The sequence below is a fragment of the Bacillus sp. CD3-5 genome (assembly GCF_006349665.1).
GTDB classification, from domain to species: Bacteria; Bacillota; Bacilli; order Bacillales; family Bacillaceae_G; genus Bacillus_A; species Bacillus_A paranthracis.
Genome location: NZ_VEPX01000015.1, coordinates 17,442 through 32,695, shown reverse-complemented (window position 1 = coordinate 32,695; position 15,254 = coordinate 17,442). Strand labels below are relative to the sequence as shown.

General features: G+C 35.3%; 15 protein-coding genes and 1 pseudogene. 3 read left to right on the top strand and 13 right to left on the bottom strand.

Annotation, left to right across the window (positions count from 1 at the left end; genetic code table 11):
- Positions 1-153 precede the first annotated feature (153 nt).
- Positions 154-1,059 carry an acetoin biosynthesis transcriptional regulator AlsR gene (gene alsR / locus FH036_RS22650; protein ID WP_000423223.1) on the bottom strand — a complete coding sequence of 302 codons (906 nt, stop codon included), beginning with the start codon at positions 1,057-1,059 and terminating at the stop codon, positions 154-156.
- A gap of 152 nt (positions 1,060-1,211) precedes the next feature.
- Between alsR and FH036_RS22645 the strand changes: the two genes are divergently transcribed.
- Both FH036_RS22645 and FH036_RS22640 read left to right on the top strand, forming a co-directional pair.
- A complete protein-coding gene (locus FH036_RS22645; RefSeq protein ID WP_000872364.1) occupies positions 1,212-1,577 on the top strand; it encodes a CidA/LrgA family holin-like protein in 366 nt (121 codons plus the stop codon).
- On the top strand, positions 1,574-2,251 hold the full coding sequence (locus tag FH036_RS22640; RefSeq protein WP_000578957.1) for an LrgB family protein: 678 nt from the start codon (positions 1,574-1,576) through the stop codon (positions 2,249-2,251). The genes FH036_RS22645 and FH036_RS22640 overlap by 4 nt, the downstream gene beginning before the upstream one ends.
- Before the next feature lie 12 nt (positions 2,252-2,263).
- On the opposite strand, the gene FH036_RS22635 is transcribed toward FH036_RS22640, so the two are convergent.
- Positions 2,264-2,677, bottom strand: a complete 414-nt coding sequence (locus FH036_RS22635; protein ID WP_139896239.1) for an NUDIX hydrolase — start codon at positions 2,675-2,677, stop codon at positions 2,264-2,266.
- A 141-nt stretch (positions 2,678-2,818) separates the two neighbouring features.
- On the opposite strand from FH036_RS22635, the gene FH036_RS22630 reads away from it, so the two are divergent.
- A complete protein-coding gene (locus FH036_RS22630) occupies positions 2,819-3,019 on the top strand; it encodes a DUF3903 domain-containing protein (protein ID WP_000576449.1) in 201 nt (66 codons plus the stop codon).
- A gap of 315 nt (positions 3,020-3,334) precedes the next feature.
- On the opposite strand, the gene FH036_RS22625 is transcribed toward FH036_RS22630, so the two are convergent.
- The 11 genes and pseudogenes from FH036_RS22625 to tkt all read right to left on the bottom strand — a co-directional run bounded on the left by FH036_RS22625 (position 3,335) and on the right by tkt (position 15,117).
- Positions 3,335-4,090: a sulfite exporter TauE/SafE family protein gene (locus tag FH036_RS22625; protein ID WP_000974646.1), complete on the bottom strand. Its 756-nt coding sequence runs from the start codon at positions 4,088-4,090 to the stop codon at positions 3,335-3,337.
- A 98-nt stretch (positions 4,091-4,188) separates the two neighbouring features.
- On the bottom strand, positions 4,189-4,335 hold the full coding sequence (locus FH036_RS22620; RefSeq protein ID WP_000644411.1) for a BC1881 family protein: 147 nt from the start codon (positions 4,333-4,335) through the stop codon (positions 4,189-4,191).
- A 221-nt stretch (positions 4,336-4,556) separates the two neighbouring features.
- Positions 4,557-6,284, bottom strand: coding sequence for an S-layer homology domain-containing protein (locus tag FH036_RS22615; protein WP_139896258.1), 1,728 nt, complete (start codon positions 6,282-6,284; stop codon positions 4,557-4,559).
- 215 nt (positions 6,285-6,499) lie between these two features.
- The gene (locus FH036_RS22610; protein WP_014481737.1) at positions 6,500-7,066 is read right to left on the bottom strand and encodes a hypothetical protein; all 567 of its coding nucleotides are present in this window, start codon (positions 7,064-7,066) and stop codon (positions 6,500-6,502) included.
- A gap of 6 nt (positions 7,067-7,072) precedes the next feature.
- Positions 7,073-8,092: a nuclease-related domain-containing protein gene (locus FH036_RS22605; RefSeq protein WP_001110285.1), complete on the bottom strand. Its 1,020-nt coding sequence runs from the start codon at positions 8,090-8,092 to the stop codon at positions 7,073-7,075.
- A gap of 149 nt (positions 8,093-8,241) precedes the next feature.
- A pseudogene (locus tag FH036_RS22600) lies at positions 8,242-8,517 on the bottom strand (SH3 domain-containing protein); the annotation flags it as partial.
- A gap of 64 nt (positions 8,518-8,581) precedes the next feature.
- Positions 8,582-10,345: an ABC transporter ATP-binding protein gene (locus FH036_RS22595; protein ID WP_139896238.1), complete on the bottom strand. Its 1,764-nt coding sequence runs from the start codon at positions 10,343-10,345 to the stop codon at positions 8,582-8,584.
- Complete coding sequence (locus FH036_RS22590) at positions 10,345-12,096, bottom strand: ABC transporter ATP-binding protein (protein WP_000862463.1); 1,752 nt, start codon at positions 12,094-12,096, stop codon at positions 10,345-10,347. Before FH036_RS22590 ends, FH036_RS22595 begins: the two co-directional genes overlap by 1 nt.
- A gap of 123 nt (positions 12,097-12,219) precedes the next feature.
- Positions 12,220-12,441: a YneF family protein gene (locus tag FH036_RS22585; protein WP_001123317.1), complete on the bottom strand. Its 222-nt coding sequence runs from the start codon at positions 12,439-12,441 to the stop codon at positions 12,220-12,222.
- Positions 12,442-12,519: 78 nt separating this feature from the next.
- Positions 12,520-12,960, bottom strand: a complete 441-nt coding sequence (sirA, locus tag FH036_RS22580) for a sporulation inhibitor of replication protein SirA (RefSeq protein ID WP_000860645.1) — start codon at positions 12,958-12,960, stop codon at positions 12,520-12,522.
- Between the two features lie 156 nt (positions 12,961-13,116).
- Positions 13,117-15,117, bottom strand: a complete 2,001-nt coding sequence (tkt, locus tag FH036_RS22575) for a transketolase (protein WP_000019767.1) — start codon at positions 15,115-15,117, stop codon at positions 13,117-13,119.
- Positions 15,118-15,254: the final 137 nt, after the last annotated feature.

The following is a 15,254-nucleotide window of genomic DNA, read 5'->3' as shown; positions in this document are numbered from 1 at the left end:
ACAATCGGAGTTTTTTCTAAGCCTTTAGTCCTAGAAAACAAAAATGAACATGTTTATCTCTTTAGTATAGAACTAAAAAAAGAACAATAAAGCGGAAAGGCAATTATATTGCCTTTCCGCTTTATTGTTTAATGAGGTGTACTTTTTAATAACTTAATTAATCTCATCCTCAACTTCTATTCTTTTCTTCTCTCTTGCAATTTTTAAAAACTCTAGTAGCTCTGGATTGCTATTCATTTTTTTGTAAGCTACTGACATTTCTGCAACAAAATTAGAATCATATAGCTCTTTATATACAACTTCTGTTTTATATAATTTATTTGCCGATACGGGTATGACTGTAATTCCAATCCCCGCTGCTACAAGTCCCATAACTGTTTGATATTCCGTCGCTTCTTGTACGATACGCGGACTAAACCCGACGTCGCGGCAAAGTGATAAAATTGTATCGTATAACGCTGGCCATACTGGTCTCGTAATAAATACAAACGGTTCATCCCGTAAATCTTCTATATGTATTTCATCTTTCTCTGCAAGTGGATGAGCCTTCGGTAAACATAAAGTACAAGATAGTTTTTGTATTGGCTCTAACTCTAGTAATTGTGTTGGGATTGGTGGACGCAAAAATCCAATATCAATTCGATTATCATGAAGTGCATGCACTTGATCTGGAGTAGATAATTCATGTAATGCAACAGACACCCTCGGAAATTTCTTTCTATACTCCCTTACGATAGATGGTAAAATATCATATATCGCCGCACCTACAAAACCAATTGAAAGTGAGCCCACTTCTCCCCTTTGGGCACTTTGTGCAATTTCTACCGCTTTTTCAATTTGTTCGAACGCTTTTTTTACTTCTTTCAAAAACATTTCTCCAGCTTCTGTTAATTCAACCTTTCTCTTCGTTCTTGAAAATAACATAACTCCCATTTCTTTTTCTAATTGCTGAATTTGTTGACTAAGCGGTGGTTGTGTCATTTGTAAACGAGCAGCCGCTCGTCCAAAGTGTAACTCCTCTGCCACTACAACAAAATATTGCAAATGCCGTAATTCCATTTTGGACACCCTTTTCCATTTCAATTAATACGTCTAATATATTAATAACATATAATTTATATATTAGACAAATTTTTTGAATGAACGTATAGTAGAAATTGTTAATTCTTTTTTACAATTTTTATGTAAAAAAAGAAAGAGGTGGTTACTGTATGAAATGGTGGAAATTAAGCGGACAAATTTTACTATTATTTTGTTTCGCTTGGACAGGTGAATGGATTGCAAAACAGGCACACCTCCCAGTTCCAGGAAGTATTATCGGTATTTTTTTATTATTAATCTCATTAAAATTTAACCTAGTGAAAAAAGAGTGGATACAAGACGGTGCAGACTTTTTATTAAAAGAACTTATTTTATTTTTCATTCCTTCTGCAGTCGCTGTCATACGCTACAAAGATACACTATCACAATATGGAATCGATCTCATCTTAATTATTATGATTAGTACACTTTGTGTCACTCTCGTTACAGGACTCTTAACAGAATTGCTACTAAAGCGGAAAGGATCCGTGCAATGATCGGCTTTCTTTGTTTACTATTAACACTATTCACATATTGGATATCGAAGAAAATGTATCAACGCTGGAATTGGAGCTTACTTTCTCCTCTTCTCGTATGTCCTATTATTTTAATCGCGTTATTACTCGGACTAGACACATCTTATGAAACGTATGAAACTGGAGGCCACTGGTTAACAGAATTATTAAAACCTGCAACAGTTGCTTTTGCATGGCCAATCTATAAATACTTTGATTTACTTAAGAAACATGGAATAGCTATTTTACTTAATGTCATTGTTGGTTCGTTTCTATCAGTTATTACTTCAGCACTACTAGCAAATTATTTTCAAATTGATTCATCGTTAGAACATAGTTTAGCACCTCATATTGTAACGACGCCAATTGCAATGGCCATTTCAGAAATGATTGGTGGTATGTCACAATTAACAGCAGTGTTTGTTGTTTTAACTGCGTTAACAGGAGCATTGCTCGGACCTTCTCTCATTCGTATATGCCGTATTAAAACAGCAATTGCAAAAGGTATTATGTTAGGAACGAGCGCAAATGGAACCGGTACATCAAAAGCATTCGAAATCGGTCCTGTAGAAGGAACGATTGCAAGTTTATCTATGCTTTTAACTGCAGGAGCTAGTTTAGTTATCGTTCCGCTTTTCTTATCGTGGATACATTAAAAAAGCAAGTGTTTACACACTCGCTTTTTTATTTATGTATTTGTTTAAAATCTCATAATCCTCCGGGAAAGATAGCGTTAATTCCTTCATTTCATCTATCCCCTTCCAAGCAATTTCATGTATTAACTCATCAGGATCTTGGATTTTCATACTACCGCCTATTTTTTTTACGACATAATAATGAACGTATACAGGAACCCCATATGTAATCGCTTCTTTTTCGTATATTTTACTTACAACTTCCACATTGTAGCCTGTTTCTTCCCAAACCTCTCGGATACAACATTCCTCTAGTGTTTCTCCTTTTTCAAGTCCTCCACTTGGGACGGACCACCTTTTTTCTTCACCCTTTTGTCCTTGCAATACCATTAAAACCTCATTTCTTTCATTTACACATACTGCTGCACAACCTATCCATCTTTCCATATACATCCCTCCCCTACTACTATTCGTCTCCTTTTTTATTTTCCCCTTGAAAAAAGAGGAAAAAAGGAAAACAATGACGAAAATTTACATCAACTTCATAGGCAGTTCCTTCTTAGAAATTAAAAACGGAAGGATGAAAGCATGATTTTTAAATATGTTGTGGAATGTGTCTTTTGTGAAGAAAATCGAAAACCTCGCCAAGCTATCGTCACAGTTCCTGCTACTACTCAGCTACTAGCCATTGAAAAAGTGCGTGCAGAATGTAAACGTCGTTTCGGAAAAGCTTTATTATTACAAACTGAAATTAAAGAAGAAATAGTTTTTGAACAAAAAGAAAGCTGACCATAAATTGGTCAGCTTTCATATCCGATCATATTTTCACATGAAGATTAGGGGCATCCTCTTTAAGGATCGGGATTTTCCCATTATGTACGTTCCATAATGGTCATCGAACAATATATTTCTATACAATTAAATATTGAATAGAATAGGGCAAAACTTGTTCGCATTTTTAGAAAAGGGATAGGGATATAATTCAAGTAGTACTTCGAATACTCGAACTTTACACTCATTATATTAAAGCAAATCCTTTTATATGGGAAATATGAATTACTTACATAATTCATTCGTAAAACATATTAGTTTGCTATATTATTTTTATCCCATTAATAACATACATCCAGCGAAAACTGGTGTCATAATCATTGAAAACTTCAAAAGCATACGTGGTGCATAATTTGTAAACTTCGCACCGATATAAGCTCCTAGCATCGTCCCAATTAATACTTGCAATAATAATATATAATCTAGATACCCTTCTGAACTATACCCTAACCCACCCCCAATCGCAATGGGCAATATAACAAGCATTGTTGTTCCTACAGATTGCTGAATCGTCAATCCTAATAGACCCATTAATCCAAGTTGAATAAATGGTGCAGAACCAATCCCAAATGAACCAGCCATCATTCCAGTGACTAATCCAAGACATATACATTTCATTATGTTCTCTTTCGAAAAATCTTTAATCTCTGCTAAAAGTAACTCTTCCCTATTTTGAAACTTAATTAATTTAATAAACATAAAAATTGCAGATAAAAATAACATCCCAGCTGTAAACCAATGAAGAAGATGTCCTGGTATAAGTGAACCAATTTTTGAACCGATATAAGAACCAAGCGCTCCACATCCCCCAACAATCCCGCCTATAGTAAGTACTACATTTCCTTCACGATAATGACTTATAACCCCAGATAATGTCGTAAATGCCATAGCAGTTAAAGACGTTGCAAGTGCAACGTGAATAGGAATATGGAATACTAAAGTGAGTATCGCGATAATAAACCCGGCTCCCCCAGCTCCAACAAACCCTAATAAAATCCCCATTACTAACATCGTTATAATAATTGCCACATACTCTCCCTCCAGTAAGGCAATTATCCACCATATTCTTTCTTCTACACAAATAAAAAGCATCCATCTAGGATACTTTTTATTTCAATACTATGTACTTAATCTTGATTAATCAAAATAACCGCGGGGCCAGCGACTACTACTCCAGCTACTTCGATTTTTTCAAATTCCTTTACTGTAATAGATATAACGCCTTCTCTTTCCATCAATTCTTTACTCAGGACATCAGTCGGTATAGCTTTCACCGTCTTACCTCCTTTTCATTTATACAATATGATAAAGTAAAACTTTAACCAGTATGGATTTTCAATCAGGCTGCTCGCAAATAGCTCGTTAAAAACAATCCAACGCATCTATATATATGCATCACCTCCGCTTTCATTCCTTATTCCACTCAAAAACCTCCGCTCCCTTCCATAACATATTGAAAAATAAAAAAGCACTCGCAAAAGCGAGTGCATTTTCATTATTTACTTTCTATTATTTTTAACATTCTATTAATAAATGCTGCCGATTCTCCACGCGTTGCAGAACCTTTCGGCATAAATTCATTATTTTCATTTCCTTTTACAATACCTAATCCATAAACACGTTGTACAGCTTGTTTATCATATGCTAAATCTTGATCTGAAAATGGTAACGAGACTAAGTTACCTTTAATTTTTTTATATTGCAGTGCACGGTCAATCATGATAACAGCTTCATCTCGTTTAATCGTATCGTTTGGAGCAAATATACCATTTCCTCTACCACTTATTATCCCAGCACTTGCTGCACGATTAATACCATCTATTAGCGATGGATGTGCTGTATTTAAGTCATTAAAATTCGATGATCCTTCAGGTAGCTGCAATGATCTTGATATTAAATTTGCAAATTCACCACGTGTCACAAGGCGCTCTGGCCAATAAGAACCTTTTCCATCTCCAACCATAATACCGCGCTTATCTAATTCACGAATGTCTGCTTCATACCAACCACCCGTTATATCATCTTTATGGTTCGCATCATAATAAACTTTTGTTCCTTGTAAGAATGGTTCCCACCCATTATTTTTAATCATAATGGCTGGACAAATCTTCCCACTCCAAAATTGATGTTTTTTCACATTTTCTAAAGGAATATTTAATTCCCCCATTAAATAAGCTGCTAGTTTACGAGCATTTTCAACAGCTTTATTATAATCACCATCTTCGTTTACAGCAATTTCAATCGCAATTGATTCTCGATTCCCAGTTCCTTCTGCTCCATCTCCTGCATGCCAAGCATTTTCGTTTAATGGCAGGTGTTGATAAATCTCTTTATCGTCTACCGTAAAGTGCCACGACGCTGAACGATCTTCCGTTCCCGTTGCTTGGTTATATAAATATATCGCATGGTTTCTAGCATTTGCCCCAACACTATAATTATCGGTCTCATGAATCGTAATATACTTCGGGTTCATCGCATAACCTGGACGAATATTTTCATTTCCTTTTGGTACAATCATTTCTTTTAAAGGTACACCATAAATATCCGTTGTTTTCTCTTCTATTGGCGCAGCATACATAGCTGCTGCACGTTTTGTACGTGTTGGTGCTGCATCTTGTATAAGTGAAGCTTTTGTTCCTTCAAATTTTGCTGAAGGTGAATGAATCCATTTCATCTCATTATTTATTTTTACTTGGAACCATTCTCCCGCCTGTCCAATTGCTTGAATAGTTTGCGGCTCCAGTACATTTTCTTCTTTGTATGAAGTAAATGGTTCAGAGTAAGTAGAGCTTCCTTCATTAATAACTAACTTTTCACTTAATAACGGGTGAATTTCTTTAACCTCTACATTTCCATCACTATTTTGTATCCATCCCGTTCCCGATGAAGTTTGAACATAGTAAGCGTTTCCTTTTCTCTTCTCAGCTTTTACAACTTGATTCGAAATACGAATCCCTGTCTCTTTTTGGAAATTACTAGAATCGTATAAAGGTACTTCTTTCACTATATGTACAAGAAACTCACCTTGCACTTCACTTCTTACTCCTTTATCTTCCCCTCGACCATCTTCATCTTTCATATGGTTTTCAATACTTTTTAAAGCTTGTTCATCAGATGAAACTGTAACAGTTTTTCCAAGCTCATTAGCATAGGAATAATTTGGAATCGTTACCATACTAAATACAATTGATGCAGCTAAAACGTTATAAAATCCTTTTTTCATCATACTACTTAACACGCATATCATTAAATTCGTGTTAAAATTCCCCTCCTCAACCAAAATATAGATTATCTACTAAACTATTAAGCAACATAACCATTTACAATATAACAGACTCCTTTCAATTCGTATAGATAGGAATGACTACTATTTGCCTACATTTACTATATTGGAATATAAAAAAGAAGCTATAATATATAGCTTCTCTCAACGGTTCTTTAATCGGTATGCACCTTATATTCCACAACTTTACCATCTCTATCAAATTGTAAAACAAGATGTTCACTATCTATGGGAATAAAGCCACGTTCAGTTCCAAGATAGTACGAAGTGATAACCCCGTTTTCTCCATTTCTCGTTTCAGTAGGCGTTCCTAATAATTGTGTAATTTCTTCATTTGATTTTCCTGTTAATTTATATTTTTGCAATAGATCATCTACCATATGTACCCGTTTATCTTCAGCATGTAACCACCGATCTTGGTTAAACTTGGAAGTGTACGTATTCATACTTAATTGTGCAGTACATACTACTAACGGAATAAGTGCTACTATTAATACTCCCGACATTTGCTTCTTTTCTTCATTACGATTTTTAGCCACATATAAGATCGACTTTTGAATCATAACTAATAAAACAAATGGCATGACTATTATAAAAATGCTCGTTACACTTAATGACGTATGAGCCATACCAATAATAAACATAAAAGCAAGATACATGAGTATATACAAACAAATATAAACATACAAAATACCCCTTAATATAGCACTCAGAAAGCCCACCTCTTTTTAATTCATTATATAATTCATTCGATTAATGGTTTCTCGAAGTTTTTCTAACTCTTGACCTGTATATATTATTTTCCCCGTTAAGAATTCATTTCTGAAAAACGATACAAGTTGCTCTCTATCTTTTAATCTCGGCGTTTTTTCTTCAGAAAGATCTAACACTTCTTTCCCATTCTCATTATAAAAATATACAATCGGATTTATGTTTTCCTTTACAATATCAACTTGCATTTCTTTCAAACAATTGTATAGAATATGAGATAGTTTCTTCGCTCTATATACTGGATTCCCTTCATTTTTCACTTGTATCGTTAATGAATCTTCACCTGTAATATATTCAAACGTCTCTTCTTTCTCTATCTCTTGTTGATACTTGCCAATTTCATCAATCATAAATGAATATGTACTAGCATTTTCTTTCGTTAAGCCATGAATTAATTTCCCTGTCCATTCTTTCGTTTCAAGTACATACATACCCGTTTTACTTAAAACAAGATGATGAATTCGAAAATCATTTCTTCCATGCTGATTCCTCATAAAAACATTCGGCATAATATGAAATTCATTATCTAGTATTATGCCTTGCTCTACGAAGCCACGCTTCATATACTGTAATGTTTCGTGTGTACTCACTTCGGCTCCATTTTTCGTATACTCTCGCAAATCTGCAATTAACTTTTGAAACATATGTATTTCGTTACTATGTTTTTCTTGCATTTCACTGCGTTCTTTACTATGTTGCACAGCTAATTGATTTTTCATCATACGCATATTTTCAAGTTCTCTCGCTGCACTTATTTGTAAATCATTGTATTTTTTCTGTTCCATATTTTTTAATGTATTTTGCTGCTCTTTATGTTCTGTAACCGTAGCTGCAATTTCATTTTCGTACGTTTCAATTGCTTGTTTTTTTTCAAATTCCGCTTGCTGACTCTCTGATTCTAGCTGTTTATTTTTATAAAACAGCACGAATACTGCAGCTAATAATAATAAAATTACACCTATTAGCACATAATTCATATTTTTTCTCCTTTATTGCATTTTCAATTATTTTTATAAACATCCATTATATTATACTATGCTTTTAATATACACTTTGTAAAAATTACATATTTATAATAAAAGGCATCTCAAGCGAGATACCTTTTACGTTCATTTGATTGTACACTATACTGAATATAACTCGGATCATAGTATATCCATTCGCTTTCACCTAAAGCAAGCCAACTATCTTGTTCGTCCAAAACTTCATATGATTCTCTTCTATTTAGCTGACGGATTACATTTGACTGTAAAGATGGTCCACCCTATAAATTTACATTATCGCCATTAATTACAGTAACACCATAGACTGCAGTAGCAGTAATGGGCAGGGAAACATTTCCATAACCATAACCATTTGTTCCATTTCCTTGCAAAGCTTCTAATGAAACCGCTGCTGTGACGACGTTTATCCTATAGACATAAAGAGCAAACATATTTTATAAACAAAGTAAAAAAGCCTTGTAATTACAAGGCCTTTTGTAAACTTCCTTTATTTTGTAGTAAATACATATTATAATACAATCCTTGTTCACTCAGTAATTCTTGATGTGTCCCTCTTTCTACTATCTCTCCATCGTGCATAACAAAAATTTGATCTGCATCTTGTATGGTAGATAATCTGTGTGCAATCGCTATCGTAGTCCGTCCTTTTCGCATTTGCTGTAACGCTGTTTGGATTGCATCTTCAGTTTCTGTATCAATATTTGCTGTTGCTTCATCTAATACTAACACTTTCGGATTCGTCGCTATCGTTCTAGCGAAAGCAATTAATTGTCGTTGACCACTAGAAAATGCAGCTCCTCTTTCTACTACTTCCGTTTCATACTGCTCTGGTAATTTTTCAATAAACGTATTCGCTTGCACAAATTGTGCCGCTTCTTTTACTTCTTCATCCGTAATTTCTTCATTATACATACGAATATTTTGTTTTACATTTCCCGCAAATAAAAATGCATCTTGCAATACAAGTCCTATTTTCTTTCTAATTTCTTGTTCTTCAAATTTCTCTAACTCTACACCATCTATTACAATATTTCCGGACTTAATATTATAGAATCTCAGTAATAAATTCATAATAGTACTCTTTCCGCTGCCAGTGTGCCCAACGAAAGCAACCGTTTGCCCTTGTTTCACGTGAAAAGATACATTTTTTAAAACATCACGTTTTCCATCGTACGAAAAAGTAACATTTTTAAATTCAATATCTCCATTAATAACTTGAGGATTTCCATCCCCTTTTTGAACTGGCGCTAAATCTTTCTCATCCATTAAATGAAATACACGTGATGATGAAACCAGTGCCTGTTGGAAAAATGATAATTTCATCATCATCTCATTTACAGGCTGGAAGAAACGATGGATATAGTTAACAAACGCATATAAAACGCCTACTTCAACAGGACTCTTCAAAGCATCAATTCCAAATAAACCAAGTACTAACGCAATAGCTACAATATGAACTAAATCAGTTGCTGGACGTAAAAGCAATGCATCTAACTTTAATGTACGTCGCCCTGCACTATAATGTTTATTATTCACTTCTTCAAATTCTTTTCTCATACGCTTTTCTTGTCTGAACACTTGAACAATATTCATCCCTTGAATGGACTCGTTTAACTTTGCATTTAACACACTTAATTGATTACGGACTTCTAAATAAAAAGCTGCACTTTTCCGACGATATAGCACCATAATCGCAAACATGATCGGAATTAATACGAGAGAAAATAGCGCTAATTTTACATTTAATAAAAACATCGCTACTAAAATCCCTACTAAAAATACGATATTTTTAACAAATGTTGATAATACACTGACATAAAAATCTTTAATTGCTTCTGTATCATTCGTTATGCGCGATACGAGTGTACCAATCGGCGTACGATCAAAGAAACTTAATGACAACTTTTGAACATGCTCATATACTTCAACACGCATATCTTGAACAATTTTAAAAGCGATATTTTGAAAATATAACAAGTCTAAATAAGTAAATAATACTTTTAATATGTGAGCAACAATATACACTACAAATAGAGTAACAAGTGCTGATTGATCAAAGTTACGTGGTACTAAGTGTTCATCAAGGAATTGTTTAATTAAAAAAGGACCCATCATTTCTGTTACAGTTGCACCAACTAGAAATAAAAATGCTAATGCTAACAGTCCTTTATATGGCCTCATATAAGACAGTAATCTTCTTAAATCGCTCTGTTTTTTCTCAGCCATCATACGCCTCCTTTCTCGACTAATGCTTCTAACTGCTGGCTCTCATACATTTCTTTATACCAACCATGTTCTTTCATTAGTTGTTCATGTGTACCTCGTTGTACAATTTTACCTTCATCCACAACAAGAATAAGATTGGCATGCTGAATTGCACTTAAACGATGGGCAGTAATAATTGTCGTTTTCCCTGCTCTCTCCCTCTTTAAAGCATTTAAAATCGTTTCTTCTGTTTTTGCATCTACTGCTGATAAACAATCATCTAAAATTAAAATTTCAGCATCCGTTAATAAAGCACGCGCAATAGAAATTCTCTGTTTTTGACCTCCAGATAAAGAAACACCTCTTTCCCCAACTACTGTTTCATATCCTTCTGAAAATTGAAGGATGTCATTGTGAATACAAGCAATCTCTGCAGCACGGGTAATTTCATTATATGTAGCATCCGCCTTTCCAAAGGCAATATTCTCCCCAATACTCGCTGAAAATAAAAAATGATCTTGCGGCACATATGAAATAGCAGAACGGACACCGTAAAGTGTTACATCTCTAATATCCCGCTCTCCAACTTTTAATTCACCATTAAAATGATCATACTCACGGATTAAACATTTTAATAAAGTCGTTTTCCCTGCACCTGTACGTCCCACGACCCCTAAAGTTTCCCCCTTCTTCAAATCAAAGTGAATATCTGTTAAATGTAACAGTTCATTTTTCTTATACGAAAACGAATCGACCGCAAATGAAACATCACCGCTCGCTACTGTATGCACAGCATTTTCTCTATTTACTACATCTGATTTTTGTGAGAGAATTTTTTCTACACGGTCATACGAAGCACGCCCACGCTCCATAATATTAAACAGCCATCCAAACGCTAACATCGGCCAAACGAGGGTACCTAAATACGTCGTAAATGTAACGAGATCACCTACTGTTAATTCACCTCTCACAACTAATACTGACCCGTAACATACTGCGATTAAAAATGAAAATCCTACGATAAGAGCGATTGTTGGATCAAATAACGAATCAATACGTGCAACTAACATATTTTTATGTACGACATCTTCTGATTTTTTTCGGAACGCTTGCAAATCTTCTTTTTCTTGTCCAAGCGATCGAATTACCTTCATCCCACTCATACTCTCTTGCACTTTATCATTGATTTCCGAAAACGATTGCTGTGCTTTATGAAACCTTTTATGTAATAAAGTGCCGTAATAATTTGTCGATATTGCTACAATCGGCATTGGAATTAAGCTTAACAATGTTAACTTCCAACTAATTGTAAAACCCATTGCTACGAGTACACATCCTCCAACAGCCAATGAATCAACAAGTGTTAAAACACCCGCCCCAGCAGTTTGCTGAATTGCTTGAATATCATTGGTCGCGTGCGCCATTAAATCTCCTGTGCGATTTGACTGATAGAAAGATGGACTCATCTTTGTAAAATGTTCATACAAATTTTTCCGTAATTGGCGCGCTAACTTTAATGAAGACCCAAAAATCATAATGCGCCACACGTAACGTAATATGTACATTGTAATACCTACAATTACTAATAGTACAACCCATTTCAGTAACTTATCAGTCGTTAATGTTCCATCGTTAATTTCATCTACAACAATCCCAATCACTTTTGGTGCTACAAGTTCTAAAAGTGCGACGCCAAATAATAAAATAATTCCGGTTATGTACGCTCGTTTTTCTTGTTTAAAAAACCACGCTAAATTCATAAACACTTTCATATTTTTCCTCCTCCCTTAAAATGAGCGATGTTTTCAGTTTAACAAAAATACAGAATTTTTAAAAGTTTTAAACTCTATTCGTATAAAAAAGAAAAGACACTCTTAGCGAGTGTCTTTTAGCGCTTATTTCATTTGTTGCTTGTTCATCGCGCTCATCATTTGATTGATTTTCTTTTGGGAAGGTTTTTGTCCCATTTGCATCATCATCATTTTTAACATTTGTTCGTTAATTGGTGGATTTTTTTGTAAGTAATTCATCATGTATTTGCGGGCAATGAAAAATCCTAACGCCACGCCTGCTACTAGTGCTACTACGCCCACTAGAATACCTAACCAAATTGGCATATATTTTCCTCCTTCATGTTGTCTACCTTACAGTGTACTAAAACCTTTTCAATAAGACAAGATACAATTCGACATTTTTTACACATATGTTCGTACTTGTTTTAGAGGATTCAGCCATCCGTACTTTGTATTTTCATAATCCATAGCTAAAAATGTTAATTCACACTTCCGAAGCACCTCAAAGAAAGTCGTTTCCATAGAAACATTTCCAGAGGTATTCATGCGAATATAGTGTGGTTTCACCATTATTTCGCCATATTCTGCCCCTGTATAAAGTGTATGTGTATGATGTGTTCGATCATATTTACCAAGAACGCGCAAAGCTTGTTCTAATTTATGATGAATTTTCATTACTTGTAATGGCATCGTTATATACATCATTTGTTTATATAGCACTTTTTTCTCCGAAAGGGACCCAGATTCTGAAAATCGAGCAAATAAATCAAAAAACAAATATTCACGACCAAAGTAAGCTTTCGCAATATCCTCTTGAATTAAATACAATTCATACGTTTTCATCTTTCGCCTCCCAATCTGGACAACCTTTTCTCTTCATTATATAGAAGAAATTTTGCAATGATTGTCTGACTGCGGAGAGAGAAAAAACTTTTTCTGTCGAAAAAACTCATTTACATAGAAAAAACTCTCCATGCCGGAGAGATTTTTCTAAAATCATTAAAGCATTTCTTTTACTTTACGAACAACGTTCTCTACAGTAAATCCATACTCTTCCATAATCTTCTCACCAGGAGCAGAAGCACCGAATGTATCGATACCTAACACATCTCCTTCAAGACCTACGTAACGGTGCCATCCGAATGTAGCACCCATTTCGATTGCGAAACGTTTTGTTACTGCTTTTGGTAATACAGATTCTTTGTACTCAGCAGTTTGAGCTTCAAAGCGATCCATAGATGGCATGCTGACAACAGATGCGTCAACACCGTCTACTGCTAATGCTTTTTGAGCCTCAACAGCTAGACTTACTTCTGATCCAGTTGCAAGTAAGATTACATCAGCTGTTTCTTTCTTGCTTGCAGAAACTACATATGCACCTTTTGCTACTTTTTCATACGTATCGTCTTTTGCACCTTCTAATGTTGGAAGATCTTGACGAGTTAATACTAAAGCAGTTGGTTTGTTTGTAGATTCTAGAGCTAGTCTCCAAGCCGCAACAGACTCGTTACCGTCAGCTGGACGAATAACAGATACATTTGGCATTGCACGTAGCGCCGCTAATTGCTCGATTGGTTCATGTGTTGGACCATCTTCACCAACAGCGATACTGTCGTGTGTGAATACATACGTTACCGGCAATTGCATTAATGCTGCAAGACGAATTGCTGGACGTAAGTAGTCAGAGAATACGAAGAACGTACCACCGTAAGTTTTTAAACCACCATGTAGTGCAATACCGTTCATTGCTGCACCCATTGCGAACTCACGTACACCGTACCAAATGTTCTTACCGCTGTAATCATCTCTTGTAAAGTCTTTTTCGTTATTCATGTATGTTTTGTTAGAACCAGCAAGGTCAGCAGATCCACCGAAGAATGATGGTACAGACTCTGCAATTGCATTAATTACAGCACCAGAAGAATTACGAGTTGCTGCTTTTGATCCTAATTCATAAGTCGGTAAGTTTTGCTCCCAACCTTCTGGAAGTTGACCGTTCATTGCTGCTTGGAATTCGTTTGCTAATTCTGGGTATGCTTGTGCATATTCACCTAGCATCGTGTTCCACTCAGCTTGCGCAGTTTCACCAACATCTTGTACTGTTTTACGGAAGTTGTCATATACTTCTTCTGCTACATGGAAGTCTTGCTCAGCAGTCCAAGCATATGCTTCTTTCGTTAATTTTGTTTCTTCTACACCAAGTGGAGAACCATGTGAAGCTGATTTTCCTGATTTGTTTGGAGAACCGAAACCAATTGTCGTTCTTACTTCAATTAGCGTTGGGCGTTTTTCGTCAGCTTTCGCTTCTTCAATTGCTTTCGCGATTGCTTCAATATCGTTTCCATCCTCAACACGGATTACTTGCCATCCGTATGCTTTGTAACGATCTTCTACACTTTCAGAGAATGAACGATTTAAATCGCCATCTAATGAAATATCGTTTGAATCGTAAAGCACAACAAGACGACCTAATTGTAAATGAGCAGCTAATGAAGATGCTTCAGCAGAAACGCCTTCCATTAAATCTCCATCACCACAAATAGCGTATGTATAATGATCTACTACATTATACGCATCACGGTTATATTTAGCAGCTAAATGTCTTTCTGCCATTGCCATACCTACAGCAGTTGCAATACCTTGTCCAAGTGGACCAGTCGTTGCATCTACACCAGCTGTATGACCGTACTCAGGATGTCCTGGAGTTTTGCTTCCCCATTGACGGAAGTTCTTTAAGTCATCCATTGTTACATCATAACCAGATAGGTGAAGTAGGCTGTATAATAACATTGAACCATGACCTGCAGATAATACGAAACGATCACGGTTAAACCACGTTGGGTTATTTGGATTGTGTTTCATAAATTGAGTCCATAATGTATAAGCCATTGGTGCTGCACCCATTGGCATTCCTGGGTGACCAGAGTTTGCTTTTTCAATCGCATCGATGGATAATGTGCGAATCGTGTTGATAGAAAGTTGTTCGATTGAATGTGACATGCTATTCTTCCCTTCGCTTATATTAGTAAACGTTTTATACATTTATATGATAGCTTCCCACGCAAGATTATACAACATGTATCGACAAATATGTTGATGTTTTTTTGATTTTTTATAAAAAAATCAATGTTTCCGGG

Bases quoted from the DNA above. Each gene is read 5' to 3' on its own strand.
- sirA (WP_000860645.1), bottom strand. From the start codon at position 12,960: ATGAAAACGTATGAATTGTATTTAATTCAAGAGGATATTGCGAAAGCT.
- FH036_RS22635 (WP_139896239.1), bottom strand. From the start codon at position 2,677: ATGGAAAGATGGATAGGTTGTGCAGCAGTATGTGTAAATGAAAGAAAT.
- FH036_RS22615 (WP_139896258.1), bottom strand. From the start codon at position 6,284: ATGAAAAAAGGATTTTATAACGTTTTAGCTGCATCAATTGTATTTAGT.
- FH036_RS22630 (WP_000576449.1), top strand. From the start codon at position 2,819: ATGATTTTTAAATATGTTGTGGAATGTGTCTTTTGTGAAGAAAATCGA.
- alsR (WP_000423223.1), bottom strand. From the start codon at position 1,059: ATGGAATTACGGCATTTGCAATATTTTGTTGTAGTGGCAGAGGAGTTA.
- FH036_RS22585 (WP_001123317.1), bottom strand. From the start codon at position 12,441: ATGCCAATTTGGTTAGGTATTCTAGTGGGCGTAGTAGCACTAGTAGCA.
- FH036_RS22645 (WP_000872364.1), top strand. From the start codon at position 1,212: ATGAAATGGTGGAAATTAAGCGGACAAATTTTACTATTATTTTGTTTC.
- tkt (WP_000019767.1), bottom strand. From the start codon at position 15,117: ATGTCACATTCAATCGAACAACTTTCTATCAACACGATTCGCACATTA.
- FH036_RS22590 (WP_000862463.1), bottom strand. From the start codon at position 12,096: ATGAAAGTGTTTATGAATTTAGCGTGGTTTTTTAAACAAGAAAAACGA.
- FH036_RS22605 (WP_001110285.1), bottom strand. From the start codon at position 8,092: ATGAATTATGTGCTAATAGGTGTAATTTTATTATTATTAGCTGCAGTA.
- FH036_RS22595 (WP_139896238.1), bottom strand. From the start codon at position 10,345: ATGGCTGAGAAAAAACAGAGCGATTTAAGAAGATTACTGTCTTATATG.
- FH036_RS22640 (WP_000578957.1), top strand. From the start codon at position 1,574: ATGATCGGCTTTCTTTGTTTACTATTAACACTATTCACATATTGGATA.